The organism is Bellilinea caldifistulae (assembly GCF_001306055.1).
GTDB classification, from domain to species: domain Bacteria; phylum Chloroflexota; class Anaerolineae; order Anaerolineales; family Anaerolineaceae; genus Bellilinea; species Bellilinea caldifistulae.
In genome coordinates, this window is sequence record NZ_LGHJ01000017.1 from 148,417 (window position 1) to 170,524 (window position 22,108).

At 52.1% G+C, this 22,108-nt stretch carries 18 protein-coding genes; 15 read left to right on the top strand and 3 right to left on the bottom strand.

The annotated features are described in order from the left end of the window. The first annotated feature begins 26 nt into the window (after window positions 1–26). From AC812_RS11835 to AC812_RS11890, 12 genes are all read left to right on the top strand, one after another. Window positions 27–1,175, top strand: a complete 1,149-nt coding sequence (locus tag AC812_RS11835) for a glycosyltransferase family 4 protein (protein ID WP_061918712.1) — start codon at window positions 27–29, stop codon at window positions 1,173–1,175. Beyond that, window positions 1,172–1,783 (top strand): acyltransferase, encoded by a 612-nt coding sequence (locus tag AC812_RS17220; protein WP_082149189.1) that lies wholly within the window; start codon window positions 1,172–1,174, stop codon window positions 1,781–1,783. The genes AC812_RS11835 and AC812_RS17220 overlap by 4 nt, the downstream gene beginning before the upstream one ends. After that, window positions 1,770–2,915, top strand: a complete 1,146-nt coding sequence (locus AC812_RS11845) for a glycosyltransferase family 4 protein (RefSeq protein WP_061918714.1) — start codon at window positions 1,770–1,772, stop codon at window positions 2,913–2,915. The genes AC812_RS17220 and AC812_RS11845 overlap by 14 nt, the downstream gene beginning before the upstream one ends. Window positions 2,916–2,973: 58 nt before the next feature. Next, a complete protein-coding gene (locus AC812_RS11850) occupies window positions 2,974–4,215 on the top strand; it encodes a glycosyltransferase family 4 protein (RefSeq protein ID WP_061918716.1) in 1,242 nt (413 codons plus the stop codon). A gap of 54 nt (window positions 4,216–4,269) precedes the next feature. Then, on the top strand, window positions 4,270–4,929 hold the full coding sequence (locus tag AC812_RS11855; RefSeq protein ID WP_061918718.1) for a YdcF family protein: 660 nt from the start codon (window positions 4,270–4,272) through the stop codon (window positions 4,927–4,929). Window positions 4,930–4,931: 2 nt separating this feature from the next. Continuing rightward, a complete protein-coding gene (locus tag AC812_RS11860; protein ID WP_061918720.1) occupies window positions 4,932–5,876 on the top strand; it encodes a hypothetical protein in 945 nt (314 codons plus the stop codon). Between the two features lie 40 nt (window positions 5,877–5,916). Further along, entirely contained in the window at window positions 5,917–6,480 is a 564-nt protein-coding gene (locus AC812_RS11865) for a hypothetical protein (RefSeq protein WP_061918722.1), read from the top strand. Between the two features lie 123 nt (window positions 6,481–6,603). Next, a complete protein-coding gene (locus AC812_RS17865; protein ID WP_169787305.1) occupies window positions 6,604–8,613 on the top strand; it encodes a sugar transferase in 2,010 nt (669 codons plus the stop codon). Further along, on the top strand, window positions 8,600–9,589 hold the full coding sequence (locus AC812_RS11875; protein ID WP_061918724.1) for an SDR family NAD(P)-dependent oxidoreductase: 990 nt from the start codon (window positions 8,600–8,602) through the stop codon (window positions 9,587–9,589). The genes AC812_RS17865 and AC812_RS11875 overlap by 14 nt, the downstream gene beginning before the upstream one ends. A gap of 10 nt (window positions 9,590–9,599) precedes the next feature. Further along, window positions 9,600–10,316, top strand: coding sequence for a nucleotidyltransferase family protein (locus AC812_RS11880; RefSeq protein WP_061918726.1), 717 nt, complete (start codon window positions 9,600–9,602; stop codon window positions 10,314–10,316). Beyond that, on the top strand, window positions 10,313–11,461 hold the full coding sequence (locus AC812_RS11885; protein WP_061918728.1) for a DegT/DnrJ/EryC1/StrS family aminotransferase: 1,149 nt from the start codon (window positions 10,313–10,315) through the stop codon (window positions 11,459–11,461). The genes AC812_RS11880 and AC812_RS11885 overlap by 4 nt, the downstream gene beginning before the upstream one ends. A 142-nt stretch (window positions 11,462–11,603) precedes the next feature. Further along, on the top strand, window positions 11,604–13,361 hold the full coding sequence (locus tag AC812_RS11890; RefSeq protein WP_061918730.1) for a peptidoglycan DD-metalloendopeptidase family protein: 1,758 nt from the start codon (window positions 11,604–11,606) through the stop codon (window positions 13,359–13,361). Window positions 13,362–13,798: 437 nt separating this feature from the next. Here the strand turns inward: AC812_RS11890 and AC812_RS11900 are convergent, their stop codons facing one another. Beyond that, on the bottom strand, window positions 13,799–13,996 hold the full coding sequence (locus tag AC812_RS11900) for a hypothetical protein (protein ID WP_061918734.1): 198 nt from the start codon (window positions 13,994–13,996) through the stop codon (window positions 13,799–13,801). 71 nt (window positions 13,997–14,067) lie between these two features. Further along, window positions 14,068–15,366 (bottom strand): NADP-dependent isocitrate dehydrogenase, encoded by a 1,299-nt coding sequence (gene icd / locus AC812_RS11905; protein ID WP_061918736.1) that lies wholly within the window; start codon window positions 15,364–15,366, stop codon window positions 14,068–14,070. Between the two features lie 150 nt (window positions 15,367–15,516). Here icd and AC812_RS11910 point away from each other — a divergent pair, with 150 nt between their 5' ends. From AC812_RS11910 to lipA, 3 genes are read left to right on the top strand one after another with little or no spacing between them, the layout of a single operon-like run. Beyond that, window positions 15,517–17,502 carry a hypothetical protein gene (locus AC812_RS11910; protein WP_061918737.1) on the top strand — a complete coding sequence of 662 codons (1,986 nt, stop codon included), beginning with the start codon at window positions 15,517–15,519 and terminating at the stop codon, window positions 17,500–17,502. Between the two features lie 21 nt (window positions 17,503–17,523). Beyond that, window positions 17,524–20,016 (top strand): helicase HerA domain-containing protein, encoded by a 2,493-nt coding sequence (locus AC812_RS11915; protein ID WP_061918739.1) that lies wholly within the window; start codon window positions 17,524–17,526, stop codon window positions 20,014–20,016. A 29-nt stretch (window positions 20,017–20,045) separates the two neighbouring features. Beyond that, entirely contained in the window at window positions 20,046–20,993 is a 948-nt protein-coding gene (gene lipA, locus AC812_RS11920; protein WP_061918741.1) for a lipoyl synthase, read from the top strand. A 17-nt stretch (window positions 20,994–21,010) separates the two neighbouring features. Here lipA and AC812_RS11925 read toward each other — a convergent pair whose 3' ends face one another. Continuing rightward, window positions 21,011–22,099, bottom strand: coding sequence for a 6-phosphofructokinase (locus tag AC812_RS11925; protein ID WP_061918742.1), 1,089 nt, complete (start codon window positions 22,097–22,099; stop codon window positions 21,011–21,013). Between the last annotated feature and the right edge of the window lie 9 nt (window positions 22,100–22,108).

A 22,108-nucleotide genomic window follows, 5' to 3' on the forward strand; every position in this document is an offset into this window, starting at 1 on the left:
CGGTATCTGACTAAGAACCTGAACAAATGGCCAATTCAAGTAATCCAAAGCACAAATTTCTGTTTGTGGTAGACAATCTCAGTACGGGCGGCTCTCAACGCCAACTGGTCAACCTTGCCATCGGACTGAAGAAAAGGGGGTATCAGATTGAACTCTTCTGCTACGCGCCGGGCGATTTACTCGCACAACCCCTTTATGACCACCAGATTCCCATCCACTGGCACTTTAAAAAGAGCCGCTACTCGCCGGATGTCATCTTTCGGCTGGTAAGCCTGATTCAAAAGGAACACTACGATTTGCTCCTTTCCTTTCAGACCACGCCCAATTTCTACATTATCGTTTCTGCCATGCTGAGCGGTAAATGGAAAACCCCCATCATTGTTTCAGAACGTTTATGTGACTACCCCGGCTGGGTCAGCCGCCAGGAAGTTCTGATCCGGCATCTCTATCGCCTCTCAACCTACGTTGTCACCAATTCTCACAACCAGCGGTTTCAACTGGCCAATCAATACCCTTTCCTAAATGATCGGCTGCGCACGATCTACAACGGTTATGATTTAGAATTTTTTTATCCTCCTCAAAGGGAACCTGAAAACCATCCCCCCCGCATTCTGGTGATTGCCAGCGTTTCGTACTTTAAGAATGGGATTTGTCTGGTGCGGGCGTTAAAACTGCTGCGCGACAAGCACAATTTGTTCCCCCACGTGGATTGGGTTGGGCAACGAGAAGTAACCGGCCACAGGCTGGAGGCACTGAAAGAAATGGAAAGGGAAATCCAGGAATATCATCTGGAGGATCAGTGGCACTGGCTGGGCCAGCGGACAGATATCGTTCAACAGCTCCACCAGCATGATGTACTGGTTCATCCTTCTTTTGTGGAAGGCCTTCCGAATGTTGTTTGTGAGGCGCTGGCTTGCGGCCGCCCGGTGATTGTCAGCAACGCTTTAGACCATCCCAATCTGGTGCAAGATGGGATCAGTGGTCTGCTGTTTGATTGGCGAAGTCCGGAGCAACTGGCAGCAAAAATTCGAACTCTCCTTGAAATGCCAGTCGAACAGCGACACATCATGGGAAGAAACGGCCGCGCCTTTGCAGAACAACATCTGGGACTGGATCGGTATGTAAATGAGTTCGAGGAATTAATTCAGACAAGTTTGAAGATGAAATCAGTATGAACCCGCTGAAATATGTGTCTCTTGGAATGGTGCTGATTCGCCTGCTTTGGCGGCGCTTTTGGATGATCCTGCTGCGTCCGGCCTTTAGAAAATGCGGTAAGCACGTCCTTTTTGATCCGGCCGACCACTTCACTTTTCAAAACGTCGAATTGGGAGATTACGTTGCCATCGGCAAAGGAGCAACCTTTTTAGCCACCGAAAGCCGCATTATTTTAGGGAACAAAGTGATGCTCGGCCCAAATGTAACCATCATCGGCGGAAACCACAACACCTCTGTGGTGGGAAAGTACATGTATGACGTTCTCGAAAAGCGGCCGTGTGATGATGAGGATGTGGTTATTGAAGATGACGTCTGGGTCGGCTCGAATGCAATCATTTTGAAGGGGGTTACCATTCGGCGCGGGGCAATCGTTGCCGCCGGAGCATTGGTCACAAAAGACGTACCGCCTTATTCGATTGTTGCTGGTGTTCCGGCGCGGGTGATCAAACTTCGTTTTGATAGTTTAGAAACCACTCTTGAACATGAGCGCATCCTCTACCCGCCTGAACAACGTTTGCCCGTAGATGTTTTGATTGAAAGTGTTCAATCCGTGTATGAAAAAGGCTGAACCCGCCAGCAAATTATCTGTAATGCTCGCCGGTCATTTACACCCACCGGTCGGGGGAATTTCCGCTTACTTTGCTGCATTGTTGAGTTCCTCTCTCCCCCAACAGGTCGAACTCCACTTTGTCCAAACCACTTCACCGCAGCGACCGTTCCATCAGGCAGGAAAATTCACTTTTCCAAATCTGCTTACGGCTTTAACCGATTGCTACCAATTTACTCAGGCTGTTTTTTCCGTCCGACCTCAAATTGTCCACATCGCTACGGCGTTCGGCTGGTCGTTCATCAAGCACTCATTCTGCGTGCTGATTGCCAAAGCGGCCGGCTGCCGGGTTCTGCTTCATCCCCATTGCAGTTTTGCCGCCATGTACAGCAATCATTCGTCCATTTGGAAGTTCATCTTTCGTTTTCTCATCCGCTTCCCCGATGCAGTGTTGATTCTTTCGTCGGAGTGGATGCAGCTCCGCGAAATATGCCCAGCCTGCAAAACCTATTTGCTCCACAACGCCATTGATTTAAGGCCATATCTGCCGCTTGCCAACGACCGAATCACCCAGCCCCATACCTCTTCACCAACTCAGATACTCTTTCTGGGTCACATTGGAAAGGCGAAAGGTTCTTTTGTGCTGGTTGAAACCGCCAGGATCTTAAAGAAAAAAGGAGAGGTCTTCTTCATCCATCTGGTAGGGTCAGAACTGACTAAAGGTGAAATCGTTTACCTGCAAAAAGTGATTGAAGAAAACCAGATGGAGGAGGTAATCCAAATTCACCCGCCTGCGTTTGAAGAGCAAAAATTTGAATTTTTCAGGCAGGCGGATGTGTTTGTTTATCCCTCCTTCCACGAAGGCATTCCCATGGCTGTCATCGAGGCAATGGCTTGTGGGCTGCCGGTTGTTGCAACCCGCGTTGGCGGACTACCAGATTTGATTCAGGAGGATGTCAACGGATTTTTAGTCCCGCCCGGTCGGCCTGATGCACTGGCCGATAAAATTGCTCTTTTGATTCGGGATGTCCCTCTCCGCCAGAAAATGCAGCGCGAGAGTTATCGTCTGGCTCAAAATCAATTTGAGATAGAGCAGCATGTAGAGAAACTGGTGCGTATCTATCGTACGCTTTTGCAAACAAACCAGCAATAACCCAATTCAACCGATTCATCTTTTCTATAAACAATTGGACTGGAAATTGAAAATCCTGATGCTCGTTCCCCATTATGAACCCGACCTCGGCCCCAGTGCGCCGTTATTCACCCTGCTAAGCACCGAACTGGCCAAGCGAGGTCATCATGTCTGTGTGCTGACCACTGTTCCCCATTACCCCAGCGGCATCGTCCCCCCTTCTTTTCGGAAAAAGCCGATTCAGCTCTCCATCGAAAATGGTGTGGAAATTTATCGGATTCGCGTGCCTTCCATGGATCGCTCCCGTCTGACCGCCCGAATGCTGCAATTCATTGCCTTTCAATGGGGTGCGACCATCAAGGGTTTATCGCTTAAGTACGATGTGGTCTTTGCTGCTAACCCGGCATTGTGGGTCTGGCTTCCCTTTACCTGCCTTTCCGTTCTACGCCGAAAACCGGCTGTCTTTTCCGTTTATGACCTTTACCCAGATGTGGGAGTTCAATTAGGAATCTTTCGCAGCCAACTCGTCATTGAGATGGTTGGATTGCTGGAAAAATTTTGTTTGCGTCATTCCGCCATTGTACGCATCATCTCGGAATCTTTCAGAAGTAGCATCCGCCGCTTTGGTATCCCGGACTCGAAAATCCGCTTGATACCGGACTGGGTGGACACGGAACTTATTCGCCCCCTGCCGCATCAAAATTCCTTCACAAGCCAGTACGGTCTGAACGGCCGCTTCATCATTCAGTATGCCGGTAACATCGGATTTTCGCAAGGTCTGGAGCAGATTCTCGAAGCTGCCCAATCACTGACAAAGTATCCGGAGATTCTGTTTGTGCTGGTGGGAGATGGCAGTGGTAAAGAAAAACTTCAGCAGGATGCACAAAAGCGCAACTTAACCAATCTTCGCTTCATCCCTTTTCAACCCCGCCAACGATTAGCCGAAGTGCTGGCAGCCGCAGACGTGTCTCTGGTTGTACTAAAACCAGGGGTAGCCTACACCGCCATGCCCTCCAAAATCCTTTCTATTTTGGCAAGCGGCAGACCCATCATTGCCTGTGTGGATCAGGACAGCGAAACATGGAATTTCATCCAGCGGACGGGTGCAGGGCTGTGTGTTTGGCCTGACAAGCCTGAAGAATTTATTCAGGCTATCCTGACTCTCCACTCAAATCCTGATCTGCGCAGCCAAATGGGCTGCATCGGCAGACAATGGGTATTGCAAAACCACACCCCTGCCGTTGCCGCGGCAACCATGGAGCGTCTGTTTTTATCCATACTGCGCTATTCTCACCCAAAACCCCAAACCATTTCCTCTTGAATTCTCTACGCCGCCTGAAAACCCTTAGCCTGGCATCCTCATCTGGTTCTACCCTTGAATAATCCCACCTTAGCCAGAACTTCTTTCTGGATCTTATGGAGTTTGCTGATCCTCATCTTTGCTTCGCTGCTTGTTTTCTATCCTGTTTTTTTGAAAGCAATCGGGGAATTTCTGATTATCGAGGACCCGCTCACCCATGCCGATGTGATCCATGTGATTGCTGGTGAGGACTACCGTACCCAATACGCCATCCAACTTTATCAGCAAGGATACGCCGACTCTCTGTTTTTCACCGGAGGTTGGTGCGATAAGCACCAGTGGGAGCACGGCGTACATGCCCGGCAAATGGCAATTGCGCAGGGCGTACCCCCTCAGTCCATTGGAAGCGACGATTCACCGGTGACGAGCACCTATTCTGAGGTGCAAAATCTTAAGAAGTGGGTCATCTCCCAGCCGGCTTCGCTTCACACCATTATGGTAGTCAGTGATCCCTATCACATGCGCAGGGCAAAATGGACTTATCAGATTGTGTTTGGAAAAGAATTCACCATTCTGATGGCACCGGTACCATTCGACCAGACTCCCTATCGGCAGGAATGGTGGAAAGATGCGGAAACCCGACATTTTGTCATGGAGGAATATCTCAAAATTTTGTATTACCTGCTTCGCTACGGATTGTCCATTCAATGGCTTGAAATTCTGGATACGGAATAAACATGAACGTTGAGATTTTTGCTGAATGGCTGCGCCGTCAAGGCCACCATATTTACCAGACTGCCAGTAGTTACTGGTACGATGCCGGCCCGCGAGTACTGCAGTCTTTTCCATATCACTGGTTAATTCAACCATCTTCCCGTGAAATTCAAGACCTGCTGTGGAAGAAGAACATCCTCGCCGTGCGCTTTTCTGCGCCGGTAAACTCCCCGACCGGAATGATCAGTTATCACGTTGTGCTGGAAGATCCAGAATATTGCCTTGAAAAACTGAAACCTCAGGCTCGCAACGGCATCCGCCGGGGTCTGGAAAATTGCCGAATAGAACAAATTTCTTTTGAGCGTCTGGCAGATGAGGGCTGGCAGCTTCAACGGGACACCCTGGAAAGACAAAACCGATTAAACAGCATGAAAAAAGAGCAATGGCAAAGGATTTGTCTGGCAGCGATTGGTTTGCCCTCTCTCACAACCTGGGCGGCACTGGTCAGCAGTGAGCTGGCCGCCGCCATCATCACCTGTCGGTTGGCTGATAAGGTATATGTGCCGTATGCGCTCAGCCGGAGTACCTTTTTAGGACTGCATGTCAACCAGGCTCTCTTCTACACCGCCTGTCGCGAGATAATGAGTGAGCCGGGTATAACCGGCATCTTCTTCAATCTCCATTCGCTCGATGCTCCCGAAAGCGTGGACGAATTTAAGTTCCGTCTCGGCTTCACTGCAAAACCCGTTCGCCAGCAAATCATCTTCCACCCATTGGTGAAACCGTTGATTAACAAAACAACCTATCGAATCATTGTTTCACGCATTGAAAAAGATCCGCAAAATACTTTCTTGAGGAAAGTGGAAGGGATGATGCGTTTTTTCCTGCGGGGCAAACAACCGCTGGCAGACCAACCATGGCCGAAATGTCTTGAAAACGCCAGAGAGGAATGGCAGCCTATTCAATAAAAACCAGCCGGATATTTATGCTTAAGTGAGATCAGAACAGATGTTTAACGACCCGTACAGCCAGTGTCAGATTCCCGCTTTATCCAAAATCGCCGAAGGCGAACAAAAAGACACTTCCCTGCCTTTCCTCGTCCGCTTTAAGCGCCGATTCGCGAAGGTGTGGAATTACACAGTCAAGAACCGCCTGAAAAAAATTGATAAAACGCTCTCCAAAAAACACAAACTGAACACCACTGCCACAATTTTCCCGGAAAAGTTACAGGCAGGTGATTGGGTAAGGGTGCGACCGGCCGAAGACATCCAATCCACACTGGACAGGTGGCATGAGTTGAAAGGATGTGCTTTCCTTTCCGAGATGTGGCAGTATTGCGGCACAACCCAACGGGTATTGGTACGCATGGAAAGATTTTTGGATGAGCGTGACTATAAGGTTAAAAAATGCAATGGAATTGTCCTGCTGGAAGGATTGATGTGCACGGGAACCCCGGTGTTTGGCCGGTGCGATCGGCGCTGTCACTTTTTCTGGCGGGAAGAATGGCTGGAAAAAATCAACTCAGAAGATCCTGTTTATGAGGCTGCCAATTCAAGCCGGAATCGAGAATAACTGTTGAAATTTTCAATAAACCGATCTAACACCTTCCCCCACAGAGTACACCATAAAACCATAGAATCCCGATTTGGTCATTTTCTTTACCTTACACCTTCAAAAGAAAGACTTACGCAAGTGGTGCAGAGAACAATTTACCGCATCTTAAAACGAGCCATAGATATCCTGGCATCCGGCTTTGGTTTGCTGCTGCTTGCGCCCTTCTTTGGTTTGATTGCGATCCTCATCAAGCGAGATTCGCCCGGGCCGGTTTTCTTCTGGTGCACCCGCGCCGGCAGATATGGAAAACCGTTCCGCATGTTGAAATTTCGCACCATGTACGAACAGCCGAGCAGTTACCTGGGACCGCCAATCACCTGCCACGCTGATGAACGCATAACACCCATTGGCCGCTGGCTGCGGGACAGTAAAATCAACGAACTCCCCCAACTCTGGAATGTCTTGATCGGCGATATGAGCCTCGTTGGGCCGCGCCCGGAGGATATTCACGTTGTGGAGCATTGGCCAGCCGATGCAAAAGATGAAATCCTCTCTATACGCCCGGGCATTACCAGCCCGGCAAGCATCCTCTATCACGATGAAGAACATCGAATTCGATCCGACAATGTAATGGGGGAATACCTCCGGCAAATTCTTCCAGACAAAATGCGCCTGGATCGGCTCTATGTCCGCAACCAATCACTGACCGCAGATCTGGACATTATATTCTGGACGCTGGCTATATTTATACCCATCCTTGCCAAAGCAAAAATACCTGAAAATCTTCTCTTTTTTGGCCCACTCTCCCGCCTTGTTCATCGTTACCTGAACTGGTTTGTGTTAGATCTCATTGTTTCGCTGTTTGCGTTTACGCTGGTCGGATTGATTTTCCAAAGCCAGTTGCCAGATTTTTGGGGTCTCCGTCAATTGTTCATTCTAGCCATCATCATGGCACTGACCTTCAGTGGGATCAATTTCTTGTTGGGATTCAATCGAATTGTCTGGCGATATGCCACTGCAAATGACGGTATTAACCTTCTGGCTGCTACCTCCTTGTTATCTCTGGTGGTCTTGATCTTCAATCACCTCCAGGGAATGTACCGGTGGTTCGCTTTTCCGGCGCTGCCGTCGCAATTGATTTTGATCATGTGTATGCTGGCACAGATCGGTTTATTGACCAGCCGTTACCGGCTAAGATTGCTTTCGTCAATCTCGAGCCGATGGCTGAAATGGCGAAGATACTCCACCGGTATTGGCGAAAAAGTGGTGATTGTCGGCTTGGGAGGAAGTTTCCATACGGTGGTTCAATTATTGAGAAGTGAAGCCTTTCGTTATGTGTTTCAAACTATCGGTGTAGTGGATGATAACGCCACCTCCGAGATTGGGATGTGGGTGGAGGAATGTCTTGTACTGGGCAGGACATCTGATCTACCTGACTTGATTGAGAAACACGACATTGGCATCCTTTTTGTGGCGGATGAAAATATACCGGATGAAGTAAAGCAAATGATCTGCGGTCTGCGCCATACTCACAGCGACCTGCGAATTGCAATAGCCTCACAAATCCTTCAAAGGCTGGAACAACAAATGATTCAAGCCAGCCGCCGGCTGCCTGATCAACTTATCTGGTCACCCGATTCCACCTTCTACTTAACCCTGCACGATCCGTTAACGGAACTGCCCAACCAATACCTGTTTTGCAAAGAGCTTCAACACGCCCTGGCATTCTCATCCAGATACCACACCACCCTGGCCATTCTTTTGATTCGACTGAATACAACTCTCCCGCGGGAGATCTGTCTCACCAAAGCAGAGACTTCATCGTTGATGAAACAGGCAGCCCACCGGCTGATGACCCTCAAAAGAAAGAGTGATACCCTCGCCTGTCTGGGAGAGAACGAGTTCGGCTTAATCCTCGAAAATCTTCTCAGCCCGAAAAACGTTATCCAAATTGCTCGTCGGATTAAACAAACACTCGCCGAGCCGGTCATCGTAAACAATCATTGTATCCAGTTGAGTGCTGAGATCAGTCTTTGCTCCAATTTCGAATCAGCCGAACAGATGGAACTGCCCAACCAACTACTCGACTGGATCTTGAAGCACCGTAAACCCCTTTCGTTTACCCAGGAGGGCGTTTATGAACTGGGCTGATCAAACAGTACTGGTAACTGGCGCTGGCGGCTTCATCGGAAGTCATCTGGTGGAAACGTTAGTTGGCAGGGGTGCTACCGTGCGGGCATGGGTGCGTTACAATTCCCGCGGCGACCCGGGGTTACTTAAGCTTTTATCCGGCGAAACTTTATCAAAAGTTGAAATTTTCAGCGGGGATCTCCTCAATCCCCATACTGCTCTCAATGCCGTGGAAGGATGCCAAATTATCTTTCATTTGGGTGCTCTCATTTCCATTCCATACTCCTACGCACACCCCGATGAAGTCATCCAGACCAACCTTTTAGGGACATTAAACATTCTGATGGCGTGCCGGAAATCCGGCATTGAAAAATTGATTCATACCTCCAGCAGTGAGGTCTATGGAACTGCACGCTACGCGCCTATCAATGAGGAACATCCCCTGCAGGCCCAATCTCCCTACGCTGCCAGCAAAATTGGCGCGGACAAACTGGTTGAAAGTTTCTATCGCGCCTATGGCCTTCGGGTGGTGACTGTGCGGCCATTCAATACCTACGGCCCCCGCCAATCAGCCCGGGCGGTAATTCCTGCCATCATCACTCAGGCACTGGTCAACAAAAAAATTCATCTTGGCAATGTAGAAACCAGCCGTGATTTCACTTTTATTACCGACACTGTGGCGGGGTTTATCCGCGCAGCCGAAACAAGCGGCATCGAAGGAATGGTGATAAATCTGGGATCCGGGCGAGAGATCCGCATCGGTGACCTGGTGCAATTAATCATTCAGAAAATTGATCCATCAGTTGTTGTGGCAGTTGATCCGGAAAGGCTCCGACCGCTGAAATCCGAAGTCTTCCGGCTGATCTCCGACAATTCTCTTGCTGGCAAAGTTCTAGGCTGGCAGCCAACTGTATCCCTTGACGAGGGAATCAGCATAACAATTGATTGGATAAAACACCACCTGTATCTCTATCATATCGGAAGATATGAGGTTTAAGAGGTGAACGATGAAAGCGGTCATTTTAGCGGGAGGTAAAGGAACACGGTTGGCACCCTACACCAAAATACTGCCAAAGCCGTTGATGCCGATTGGGGATATGCCCATTCTGGAAGTGATTTTACGGCAATTAAGTTGGGCCGGCATCCATGAAGTCATATTGACAGTTGGGCACCTTTCTGAATTATTACGTGCTTTCTTTCAGGATGGGAGTCGTCTGGGCATTCAAATTGAGTACTCTTATGAAGATACCCCTCTGGGAACTGCCGGCCCATTAGCGCTGGTTGAGGGTCTGGATGAAACCTTTTTAGTGTGCAATGGGGATGTACTTACCGACTTGAATTTGTGCGAACTGATTCAATTCCACAAGAAAGAAAAAGCGGTGGCTACTATTGCAGTACATCATCGTCAGGTCAAAATTGACTTTGGAGTCATTGAATGGAACGAGAAACCTCATATTGCCTGTTACATTGAAAAACCAACCATCGATTACATGGTCAGCATGGGAATTTATGTGTTTGAGCCCGCAGTTTTGAAGTACATCCCACGCGGTCAGTATCTGGATTTTCCAGATCTGGTCAAAATTTTATTGGCTGCCGGCGAAAGAGTGGTCGGTTATCTGTTCGAAGGATACTGGCACGATCTTGGTCGGCCAGATGATTACGAACATGCAACCGCTGATTTCGAAAAGATGCGTTCACAGTTCTTTCACGAGACAAATCCATGAATTGGAAAGTACCGCTTGCCGACCTGGATATTGGCACCGATGAGATTTTGGCAGTTCAAAAAGTGCTGGAAAGCCGTTGGCTGACCATGGGTTCAGTCACCCAGCAATTTGAACAGGAATTTGCCAAAAAAATTGGTGCCCGTCACGCTTTTGCCGTAACCAATGGCACGGCCGCTCTGCACCTCGCCTGTCTGGCGCTGGGACTTGGCCCGGGAGATGAGGTCATTGTCCCCTCACTGACCTTCGTGGCTTCCGCCAACGCCATTCGTTACACCGGTGCAACCCCCGTTTTTGCCGAGATTGTCAGTCCAAAAGACCTTAACATCTCACCGGTTGCCGTCGAAAAAAGGATCAACCCGCGCACCAGGGCAATTATGGTCGTTCATTATGGCGGTTATGCCTGCGACATGACCGCCATTCAGACCATTGCCGAAAGACACAATCTAAAAATCATCGAAGATGCCGCTCATGCTGTGGGTGGTGAATTGGAGGGGACAGCGCTGGGATGCTGGGGAGAGATTGGATGTTTTAGTTTTTTCTCCAACAAAAACATGACCACCGGCGAAGGCGGCATGGTTGTGACCAATGATGATGAACTGGCTGACCGGCTGCGCTTATTACGCTCTCATGGCATGACCACCCTTACGTGGGATCGTCATCAGGGGCGCGCCATAGATTACGATGTGGTGATGCTCGGTTACAACTATCGGCTGGACGAAATTCGATCCGCAATTGGGCTGGTTCAATTAAACAAACTGGAGAAAAATAACGAACAACGCCGAAAGCTCACCAGACACTATCACTCCATGCTCAAAAAGACACTGCCACAAGTGGAAACACCCTTTGAGAATTACCGCGGAAAAACTTCTGCTCATTTACTGCCGATTTTGCTGCCACAAGCCGCAAACCGCCGTAAGATCATCGAATTTCTCAAAAGCCGCGGAATTCAAACCAGCATCCACTATCCGCCTGTTCACCAATTCTCCATCTACCAACCGGATACCCGTCCTAACAATCCGGCACTTCCGATTACCGAAGAAGTTGGCCAAAGGGAATTGACTCTGCCATTATACCCGGCCATGACCGGCGAGGATGTTGCGCTGGTGGTTAATACTCTTGGGGAGGCTCTGGAAGCCTTTAAGTAAACACTTTTTTTACCCCCCACAGGCAAAGCCTCAGCGCCCTTACGGGCGTTTTTTCTTAATAAATTGGCGTCGAAGTTGCAACTGTGATACATTACATCCATGAATACCTGTTTCCAAAACAAATCAGATTACAGGTGGCCGCATGCCTTTTCACCAATGGTTGAAACTTTTTATCCTGACCTGCCTCGTGGTGTTACTCACTGCCCCAGCACCACCGCCCTTGCAACCGGCCTCCGAGTCGGTCCAAAACGACCTGTGGTTCGCATTCAAGCAGCGGTTGGGTGGCGATGCAGTCAGCCGACCTCTGGCTTTCGACCTGTTCACCCCGGAGCTGGATACCGCCTTCCTGACGGCTGATGGAAAAACCGCTGTTCTCTGGCTGGCACTGAGGGATGACTACGGACGGCGGCTGGCAACCGAACCCGCCCTGGCTCTGGCGCGTCGAACACCGACCGGCTGGCAGATTTTACTGCCTTCTGACCCTGAATGGCAGACAGCGCTGGCTTCCCTGCCCCCTCAATCGCTCCCCGCTGAAATTCAACCTGATCCAGCAAATTTACTCAACGAAAATATCATCAACGCCCCCTTAACCGGTTATTACCTGCCCTACGCCGCCGGTACAGCCCGCTGGATGGAAGGTTCGATCAGCCATTTTCAATCCATCCCAGAATTGGGGTATCCATCATGCAGCCAGGTTTATTGCCGTTACGCTTACGACTTCACCGATTATGCCCCCTTTCCGTTGCTGGCTTCCAAAGAGGGTTATGTCCTGGCTTCGCGCGACTCGTGCCCGGACGGCAGCCCGACCTGCACCAATTACATCGTCCTCCACAATCGTGATGAAGATACCTATCAAATTTACCTGCACCTTGCCCACGGCACAATTCCGGATAAACTGACTCCAGGCACATTCGTCCAGCGTGGCCAGTACATTGGCGACAGTGATGACACCGGTTACAGCACATCCCAGCATGTTCATTTCATGGTGGTTCATAAAAACACCCTCTACTTCAGCAACAGCGGTTATTACTGGGGGCAGTCAATAGATATTCGATTTGCAGATGTACCGATCAACAACGGCATCCCGCGCAATTGCTACGAGGTGACCCGATTCCCGATTTATGACGGCGCAACCGAATGTCTGGGCAACAAACTCGACCCGCGCAACCCGGCCAATGACTGGTACGTGTCCGGTAACGTTGGGGCGTTCCCGCCGACGGGTAGTCTAACCCGCCCAACCAGCGGAGCAACCCTGTTGCAAAACACCGATTCAAAGATAGATGTCACTGCAACCGCCACCGATGATGTGCTTGTCACCGCTGTCAGCCTTGTGGTAAAGGTCAACGGTCAATGGATGGAAGCCGGCCCGAAAATCACCAACCCGGCCCAGCCCGGAGTGTATGACTGGGATGTAGATCTTTGTTCTGTCGGCCCTTTGAATGGCGAGGTCGAAGTTGCTCTACGGGTTTGGGATCACGAAGGCAACGTTGCTCCCGCCCTCAGTCCGCGCAGCGTGTTTGTGGATCACGCCTGCCCGCCCTCCGCCAGTCAGTTGAAACCAGCGGAGGTCTTTGATTCAACCGCCGTGCAGTTAACCTGGGACGGATTCGACAATGGGGCTGGTTTTGGCGGATTTGATCTCCAATGGCGGCCTGAGCCGGGAGGATGGGAGGATGGGAGGATGGCGGCATCATCCATGTGCCTGCTCACCGGCGTTCCATCTGGTTTGTGGGCGAGCCGGGTCAAACCTATGCTTTCCGTTTGCGCGCAATGGATATCAACGGGCAACTGGAAAATTGGCCGGCCGGTGATACCGCCGAAACATCCGCAACCATACCTTCATCCTGTCAGCCGGATGATTATGAATCGGATGATACACCTGCTGAGGCAAGATTACTGAACATCGGCGAGCCGGCCGTTGGCAACCTGTGCCCGCAGAACAACGCCGATTGGTTTCGCATCGTCATCAACCAGCCGGACAATTACTTGATCAGCGCATTTTCTCAAAGCGGCGGGGCGGCAGTGCAGCTGCGCCTGTTTGAAGAGGATGGGCTAACCGAAGTGGCTGCCGTTCAAGCCCCCGCTGCTGGAGAAAACACCCTCCTGCGCTTCCGGCCACCCGCCCCGGCAATCTATTACCTGAAAGCCGAACCGTTTCAGCCGAATCTGTTCGGTTCACAGGCAGTTTATCGCCTGACCTTGTGGCCAGTGCAGGATACTTTTCTACCGCTGATCTCGCGATAATTGCGCCACAATCGAATCAGAAATTCCCGCGCCAACCCACAAGCGCGGGAATTTCTGATTTTCCGTTTCACCGGGCAACAGATTGAAGTGGATTCACGGAATCTGGAACAAACCCAGTTCCTTGATTTCCTCTTCAGTTACTTCAGGCAAGCCTAAGATGACATCTACCTGACGGTCAAAGGTATCCGGCAACTTGTATTTCAGGTAATCGGCCGTCATGATCACGGCTTTGCGCGCAGTCTCTTCAGAAATGCCCAGTTTTTCGGACATCCGCTTGATCAGTTCTTCCATATTCCATACCTCCTTTCAGTCAACCCCGTTGTTGACTGTTTAAAGGATAGCACGGAAGTGTAAGATTTTCGTTAATCGTCCATGTGATGGATTACGGCATCGCCAAATTCAGAACATTTAAGCAGGGTCGCGTCTTCCATCAGACGATGAAAATCATACGTCACCGTTTTGGCGCTGATTGCGCCTTCCATGCCGCGGATGATCAGGTCAGCGGCCTCATTCCAGCCCAGATACCGGAACATCATCTCACCGGAGAGAATCACCGAACCCGGGTTGACCATATCCTTATCGGCGTACTTCGGGGCAGTACCGTGGGTGGCTTCGAATACGGCATGGCCGGTATCGTAATTGATATTGCCGCCCGGCGCGATTCCAATCCCGCCCACCTGTGCCGCCAGCGCATCGGAAAGGTAATCACCGTTCAGGTTCATGGTCGCCAACACATCAAAATCTCGGGCACGGGTGATGGTTTGCTGAAAGACGATGTCCGCAATTACGTCCTTGACCAGCAGTTTACCGGCCTTGAGGGCGGCATCCTGTTCGGCATTGGCGGCTTCTTCCCCTTTGACGGCTTTGGTGCGCTCCCATTGCGCCCAGGTATAGACCTGATCGCCGAATTCCTGCTCGGCCAGTTCATAGCCCCAGTTGCGGAATGCGCCTTCGGTGAACTTCATGATGTTTCCCTTATGCACCAGCGTCACACTGCGCCGTTTGTACTGTAATGCGTAACGCAGAGCGGCCCGCACCAACCGATGAGTACCTTCTTTGGAAATTGGCTTCAAACTGAACGCAGCCGTCTTGGGGAAGCGGATTTTCTGGTATTCCTGCGGAAAATGCTCGCTTAACAGGGCTTTGAAACGCTCGTTGGCTTCTGTCCCCAGTTCAAATTCAATACCGGTGTAAATGTCTTCGGTATTCTCGCGGAAAATGACCATGTCCACATCTTCCGGCCGGCGCACCGGCGAAGGCACACCCTTGAAGTAACGCACCGGTCTCAGACAGACATATAAATCCAGGGCTTTACGTAGCGCCACATTCAAGGAACGGATTCCGCCGCCCACCGGCGTGGTCAGCGGACCTTTAATACCCACCAGATACTCCCGAAAAGCTGTCAGGGTCTCTTCCGGCAGCCAGTTACCGGTCTGTTGAAAGGCTTTCTCCCCTGCCATTACCTCCAGCCAGTGAATCTTGCGCTTCCCGCCGTAGGCTTTTTCTACCGCGGCATCGAACACCCGCTGCGAGGCCCGCCAGATGTCCCTGCCCGTCCCATCACCTTCCACAAAAGGAATGATCGGCTGATCCGGTACGATCAGTTTGCCCTCTTCCATGCGTATTTTTTCACCCTGATGAAATGCCTGTCCTGCGCTCATTCAATTTCCTCCCGCAATTCGAAATTAAGTTTATGATGAATTATCCCGATTATATCAAAATTAAAATCCCCTGTTGAAATAAAAGCCCCAAACAAGGTTTGGCTATAATTGATTCATCCACCTCAACATAAGTTTTTAAGAAAAAACATGATGAAGAAATCATCGCAATGGATTGCTACCCTTTCAGCATTTCTCATCCCCTTGCTGGTCATCGCCGGTTATTACGTAACCCACAAACCATTTGATCTGTCTTTTGCGCTTGCTTTCACGCTGATAATTTGGCGGCTTCTGCTGGCGGGATGGATTCTCTCGCTGGCTGGTGGCTTGGGAGCCCACCTCTTGCACCGCCTCCCCCTTCACCCGTTGGCCGCCCTCACCGTCCAGGCTACCGCCGGATTGGGTCTGCTCGCTCTGATCATTTTACTCACGGGTGCCTTAATCGGCACAGCGCTTGGGTGGATGGCTGTCTTGATGATTGGCCTGTCCTTTCTGCTGCGCCGCTCGATCCGTGTTTGGCTTTTGGAATGGAAGGCCTGGCGCGAGGTCATTCAAGCCAGCAGTCCGGCTGAACGCTGGATCGGCGTGCTCATCGGGATTGCTCTTTCTGCTTCTCTTTGGACGGCACTTGCTCCGCCGGTCAAGTACGATGCCCTTGTCTATCACCTGACCCTGCCGCAAGCCTACCTGGCTGCAGGTAAAATCACCCACGTGAGCTGGCTGATGATGAGCGGTTACCCCCAGAATGCAGAAATGCTCTACCTGCTGGCAATGGCACTGGGGGGCGCCTCGGCAGCCCCTGTTCTGGGGTGGGGTTTTGCTCTCCTGGGACTGGCTGGCCTTTTAGGCTGGCTGGTCGAAGCATGGGGCAGCCGGGCTGCCTGGACAGCCTGCGCCGCTTTATTTGCCGGCTCGACACTGGTTCTTTCCAGCGGCTGGGGTTATGTGGACTGGCTGGGTTTGTTATTTGGGCTGGGGTGTCTTATCTCGCTGGATATCTGGCAAAAAGAGGTTCGCCAAAGACGCTATTTGATGCTGGCTGGTGCATTCAGCGGCATGGCTATCGGCACGAAATATCCTTTTGGGATGCTGGCGCTGGTCGGGCTGGTGGTGATTGGGTTTCTCTTCCGCCGCTCGCTCCGCCAAATCTTTCGGCACTCATTGATTTTCTCGCTGGGGGTATTTTTGTTCGTCCTGCCGTGGCTGGCAAAAAACTATCTGTTTACCGGCAACCCGGTTTATCCCTTCTTCTTCCCGGCCGCCGATATGGACGAAATTCGCATTGCCATTTATTTTGAAGATGAACCCTACGGCGACTGGCGGGACGTGTTCCTGTTACCTTTGCGCGCCACCATTTGGGGAGTGGAAGGCGGGCCCGGCTACGGAGCCTCCATCGGGCCGTTGCTGCTGGGATTTGGATTGCTGGCCGGGCTCAACTGGCACAAGGGCAATGAACCACAAAGGCAAATCCTTCAACTGACAGCGGTATTTGTCCTTGCCACATGGTTCTTCTGGGCGCTGGGCGGGCGGTACACCGCCTATTTTCTTCAGACCCGCATGTTCTACCCCATGCTGCCGGCTTTCGCCGCCCTGGCTGGTATCGGTTTTCTCGCCGCCAGTTCGGTTCAAATTGGCTCAATACGTCTTCAGCGCGTCCTCACCGCCATGGTCATCATGGTACTGGCTTTCACCGCGCTGGAGGTTCAGCTGGATTTGCTCCGCCGATTCACGCCGCAGGCAGCCCTGGGTTTGCTGGAAACCGAAAAGTACCTCGAAAGAAATACCGGCTGGTATCAACCGGCCATGGAAGCCGTCCGCAGCCTGCCAGAAGACAGCCATACCCTTCTGATTTATGAACCGCGCGCATTCTACTGCCGACCCGTCTGTACACCGGATGAAAATCTCGACCGCTGGCGGCGCGACTGGACGCGCAACCGTGATTTCAACGCCATTCGGCAGCAGTGGCAACAGGAAGGATTCACCCACCTGCTCGTCTTTCGTTCAGGTGTACAATTTATGAAAGAAAACCCCGATCCCAAACACCCCATGGCAAGTCTTACGGCGCTGGAAGAATTTCTCACCACCCTGCCGGTTGTGGAGGATTTTGGGGAGGTGTATCAGTTATACTTGTTGAAATAAATCCAGAGGAGGACTTTAACCATGGCGCTTTCTAAGGACGGCCTGTTTTATCTGGGCAAGCAATACGACCCGGTCGAGAAAAAACTACTGGATCAGCCCATTCTGTACGAGCCAGCTGATCTGACCACCCACGCTGTCGTTACCGGCATGACCGGCTCCGGTAAGACCGGGTTATGCGTGGGGTTACTGGAGGAAGCCGCTTTGGAAGGCATCCCGGCTATCATCATTGACCCAAAAGGTGATCTGACCAACCTCCTCCTGCACTTTCCAGATCTGCTGCCGACCGACTTTGAACCGTGGATTGACCCCGAAAACGCCCGGCGCGAGGGAAAAACCACTCAACAACTGGCTGAGGAAACCGCCGAGCGCTGGAAAAACGGGCTGGCAGAATGGGGCTTAGGCCCCCAGCAAATCAGCGAGCTGAAAGACGCTGTGGACTTTGGTTTGTACTCCCCCGGTTCATCGGCAGCAACACCGGTCAACATTCTTTCCTCGTTCGAGTCTCCGGATCTGCCATGGAACGAGAACCGCGAAATCCTGCGCGAAAAAATCTCCACCATCATTACCGCACTGCTGGGGCTGATTGGATTCAACGACATAGACCCCCTGCGTTCCCGCGAGCACATCCTCCTCTCCAACATCCTGGAACACGCCTGGAGCAGTGGCAAATCGCTCGACCTGACCGAACTGATCTTACAAACTCAAAAACCGCCATTTGACCGGCTTGGAGCTTTTCCGGTGGACAACTTTTTCCCCGAAAAAGACCGCCTCTCGCTGGCGATGCTGCTCAACAATTTTCTCGCCTCGCCGTCCTTTGAAATATGGCGCGAAGGCCAGCCCTTGAGCATCGAAAGGCTGCTCTACAGTCCGGATGGCAAGGCGCGCCATAGTATCTTCTATCTGGCCCACCTGAGCGAAAGCGAGCGGATGTTCTTTGTTACCCTTTTGTTTGCCTCAATTGAGTCGTGGATGCGCAATCAGCGCGGCACGGGCAACCTGCGTGCCATCATTTACATGGATGAAATTTACGGCTACCTGCCGCCGCTGGGCAACCCTCCCTCGAAAACCATCATGCTACGCATGTTAAAACAGGCCCGCGCTTTTGGGGTGGGGCTGTTGCTCGCCACTCAAAACCCGGTGGATGTGGACTATAAGGGTTTATCGAATGCCGGCACATGGATGATCGGCCGTCTGCAAACTGATCAGGACAAACAACGTCTGTTGGATGGACTGGACTCAGCAGGCGGCGGCGTCAATCGCCAGGAGATGGACCGCCTGATTTCCACGCTGGGCAAACGCGTATTTGTCCTGCACAGCGTTCACGCCAAAAAACCGGTTTTGTTCCAAACCCGCTGGGTGCTGAACTTCCTGGCCGGCCCGTTGACCCGCGCTCAACTGCCAGCTCTGATGCCGCTGACCAGCACACCTCCGACCCCAACGGCAGCATCGCCACAGACCGGCGGCGAAACTGCCGCCAAACGACCCGGTACGCCCACAGCCGCTACCTCAACCTCGACTTACACGGCCGTCCGTCCTCCCGTTCCCAGCGGAGTGGAGGAATATTTCCTGCCCAATGATCTACCCCTATCCGAAGCCATCCGGCAGGCGGGTATTCCGGCCTCCGCCCAGATTGAGCAAAAAGGATTTGTCTACCATCCGGCCTTGTTTGCACAGGCGACCATCAACTACCTGGCGCGCAAATACAACCTCGAACTCAACCGTGAGGTTACCGCGCTGGTGCAAGAACCGCGCGGCCGCTCGATTGAGTGGGATGACTGCCCGTGGCGCAGTTTCCAACGGAGCGAAATCACCACCGACCCGCTGCCCTCTGCCCAGTATGCTCCCCTGCCGGGTTGGCTGACTGATGCCCGCCAGTTGAATGCTTACCAGCAGGAATTCATCGAATGGGTCTACCGGAACGCCACCATCCGCTTGCGCGCCAATGAAAAACTGAAAGTCTATGCTCCACCGGAAGTCTCCACCGCCGAATTTCGCGAGCAATGCGCCCAGGCAGCCCGCTCGGCTCTGCAAGGTGAAGTGGATAAACTGGAAAATCTCTATCAGAAAAAAATCGAAGACCTGAATCGAAAAATCGAGCGGGCAAAGAGCGATGTGGATGATAAGGAAAACACCTACAAACAGCGTCAAATGGAGGAGTTAGCCACCCACGGACAATCTTTGATGAACCTGTTCGGAAAGCGGCGCGCCACTCTCTCCAGTTCTATGACCAAACGGCGTCTGACCAGCGAGGCCAAAGACCGGCTGGAAAAAGCCCGGCTGGCTCTGGAACAATTACAAAAACAGCTCAAAGATGTCGAAGCCGAGAAAAACCACGAAATAAAACAACTTCAAGATCGCTGGGCAGATGTCGTCAACGATGAGATGGAAATTCCGCTCACCCCTTACAAAAAAGATATTTTCGTCCAGCATTATGGTATCATCTGGATGCCGTATTATACCCTGCTCGTGGACCAGCAGGTAAGGGAAATCCCCGCTTTCCGCAAGCCTGCCTGAAACGATTTTCACAATTTTAGAGGTAAGCCATGCCACCTGAAGCCACTCGCGACCGGGTTGACCCCGAAAAGTTCGATACCACCCCTCTGCGCCGTCCCTCCTGGATTCGCGTTCGCGCCCCAAGCGGTGAAACTTTTGAACAACTCCAACAATTAATGCGCCGTAAAGCACTGCACACGGTGTGTGAGGAAGCCGGTTGCCCCAACATGGGCGAATGCTGGGGTGCCGGAACGGCCACTTTTCTGATGATGGGTGACGTTTGCACCCGCACCTGCGGCTTTTGCGACATCAAACGCGGCCGCCCGGATGCCCTAGATTGGCTTGAACCGGAGCGGGTTGCTCAAGCCGTCAAAGCCATGAACCTTCAGCATGCCGTGATCACCTCGGTCAACCGCGACGACCGCAAAGACGGCGGCGCGCCGATTTTTGCCATGGTCATCCGCCGCATCCGCCAGATTCATCCTGGCTGCTCGATTGAGGTGCTCATTCCCGATTTCAAGGGTAGTGTCGAAGCGCTTCGTATCGTGATGGATGCCCGACCGGAGATTCTCAATCACAATGTGGAAACTGTACCACGCCTGTTCAAACTGGTGCAACCGCAGGACCGCTATGAGTGGGCCAAAGCCACCCTGAGTAACGCCAAAAAACTCGATCCGGATGTGCTGACCAAATCCGGTATCATGGTGGGGTTGGGCGAAACAATTGACGAAGTCAAAGCCGTCATGGAAGATTTGCGTTCGTGGGGCGTTGAAATACTCACCATTGGCCAGTATCTCCAACCCAGCCGCAAACACCTGCCGATTGCCCGTTATTACACCCCTGAAGAATTTGCGCATTTGCGCGAATTTGGCCTGAACATCGGCTTCAAATGGGTGGAAAGCGGTCCGCTGGTGCGTTCATCCTATCATGCGGCAGAACAGGTGCGCGCCTTGAGCGTGGTTCACCGCCAGTTGTACGGTGATCCGCTCAGCAAATAGGCTATACGCAACGGGTTTCACTCATCCCCAAGCGAAATTCCCATCTCCCGCGCCGTTTGAATGAGGTCGCTATCCAGGCTGACCCGACGCGGCCTTGCCAGCGCTTCCTCCAGCGATACATCCACCACCTCGCCGCCGCGTAGAGCCACCATCCGACCAAAACGGCTGGCTGCCGCCAGCCGCACGGCTGCTCCGCCCATCCGCGTACACAGGACGCGATCGAAGGCAGTTGGGCTGCCACCGCGCTGCAAATGTCCCAGCACGGTTACACGGGTTTCCACCCCGCAGGAAGCCGCCAGCGCCTCAGCCACCTGTTGACCAATACCACCCAGGCGCGGCAGAAACACCTGATCTCCCTCCATGCGGTAAACCCGCTCACCCCCGGCGGGGTGCGCCCCTTCAGCCACCGCAATGATGCTGAAAAATGCCCCCGCCGCCACTCGATCCTGAATTTTGGCGCAAACTGACTCGATGTGGAAGGGAATTTCGGGTATCAGAATCACATCCGCGCCACCGGCAATCCCGGCATACAGCGCAATGTAGCCAGCGTCCCGCCCCATCAATTCCAGAATCATCACCCGGTGATGCGATTCGGCCGTCGTATGCAGCCGGTCAATTGCCTCCATTGCCGTGTTTAAGGCCGTGTCAAAGCCAAAAGTAAAATCGGTGCCGTTAATGTCATTGTCAATCGTCTTGGGGACACCAATGACCGGTACACTTAACTGCTGATACAGTTTCAGCGCAATGCGCAAGGTGCCATCACCGCCGATCACAATCAGGGCATCCAGATTCAGGCTCTGAATGCGCTCAATCACCCGCTGGGAGGTGTCCTCAACGACCTCAACCCCATCCCGCATCACTTTACGGGCAAATGGATTACCCCGGTTAGCCGCGCCGAGTATCGTGCCGCCGCGCGGTAAAATACCGCGCACATCCCCGAGCGTGAGGGGGAAGATACCACCTTCGTCCACAAACCCATCAAAACCGTTGCGTACCCCCAACACCTCACAATTGTAGCGCAGGATGGCCGTCTTAACCACAGCCCGAATGACAGCGTTCAAACCGGGGGCATCACCGCCGCCCGTCAATACGGCTAATTTTTTCATCCCCCTAAT

What these genes read in the sequence shown, in the direction of transcription:
- AC812_RS11835 (WP_061918712.1), top strand. Translation starts at nt 27, where the DNA reads ATGGCCAATTCAAGTAATCCAAAGCACAAATTTCTGTTTGTGGTAGAC.
- AC812_RS17220 (WP_082149189.1), top strand. Translation starts at nt 1,172, where the DNA reads ATGAACCCGCTGAAATATGTGTCTCTTGGAATGGTGCTGATTCGCCTG.
- AC812_RS11845 (WP_061918714.1), top strand. Translation starts at nt 1,770, where the DNA reads ATGAAAAAGGCTGAACCCGCCAGCAAATTATCTGTAATGCTCGCCGGT.
- AC812_RS11850 (WP_061918716.1), top strand. Translation starts at nt 2,974, where the DNA reads ATGCTCGTTCCCCATTATGAACCCGACCTCGGCCCCAGTGCGCCGTTA.
- AC812_RS11860 (WP_061918720.1), top strand. Translation starts at nt 4,932, where the DNA reads ATGAACGTTGAGATTTTTGCTGAATGGCTGCGCCGTCAAGGCCACCAT.
- AC812_RS11865 (WP_061918722.1), top strand. Translation starts at nt 5,917, where the DNA reads ATGTTTAACGACCCGTACAGCCAGTGTCAGATTCCCGCTTTATCCAAA.
- AC812_RS11875 (WP_061918724.1), top strand. Translation starts at nt 8,600, where the DNA reads ATGAACTGGGCTGATCAAACAGTACTGGTAACTGGCGCTGGCGGCTTC.
- AC812_RS11880 (WP_061918726.1), top strand. Translation starts at nt 9,600, where the DNA reads ATGAAAGCGGTCATTTTAGCGGGAGGTAAAGGAACACGGTTGGCACCC.
- AC812_RS11885 (WP_061918728.1), top strand. Translation starts at nt 10,313, where the DNA reads ATGAATTGGAAAGTACCGCTTGCCGACCTGGATATTGGCACCGATGAG.
- AC812_RS11890 (WP_061918730.1), top strand. Translation starts at nt 11,604, where the DNA reads ATGCCTTTTCACCAATGGTTGAAACTTTTTATCCTGACCTGCCTCGTG.
- AC812_RS11900 (WP_061918734.1), bottom strand. Translation starts at nt 13,996, where the DNA reads ATGGAAGAACTGATCAAGCGGATGTCCGAAAAACTGGGCATTTCTGAA.
- icd (WP_061918736.1), bottom strand. Translation starts at nt 15,366, where the DNA reads ATGAGCGCAGGACAGGCATTTCATCAGGGTGAAAAAATACGCATGGAA.
- AC812_RS11910 (WP_061918737.1), top strand. Translation starts at nt 15,517, where the DNA reads ATGAAGAAATCATCGCAATGGATTGCTACCCTTTCAGCATTTCTCATC.
- AC812_RS11915 (WP_061918739.1), top strand. Translation starts at nt 17,524, where the DNA reads ATGGCGCTTTCTAAGGACGGCCTGTTTTATCTGGGCAAGCAATACGAC.
- lipA (WP_061918741.1), top strand. Translation starts at nt 20,046, where the DNA reads ATGCCACCTGAAGCCACTCGCGACCGGGTTGACCCCGAAAAGTTCGAT.
- AC812_RS11925 (WP_061918742.1), bottom strand. Translation starts at nt 22,099, where the DNA reads ATGAAAAAATTAGCCGTATTGACGGGCGGCGGTGATGCCCCCGGTTTG.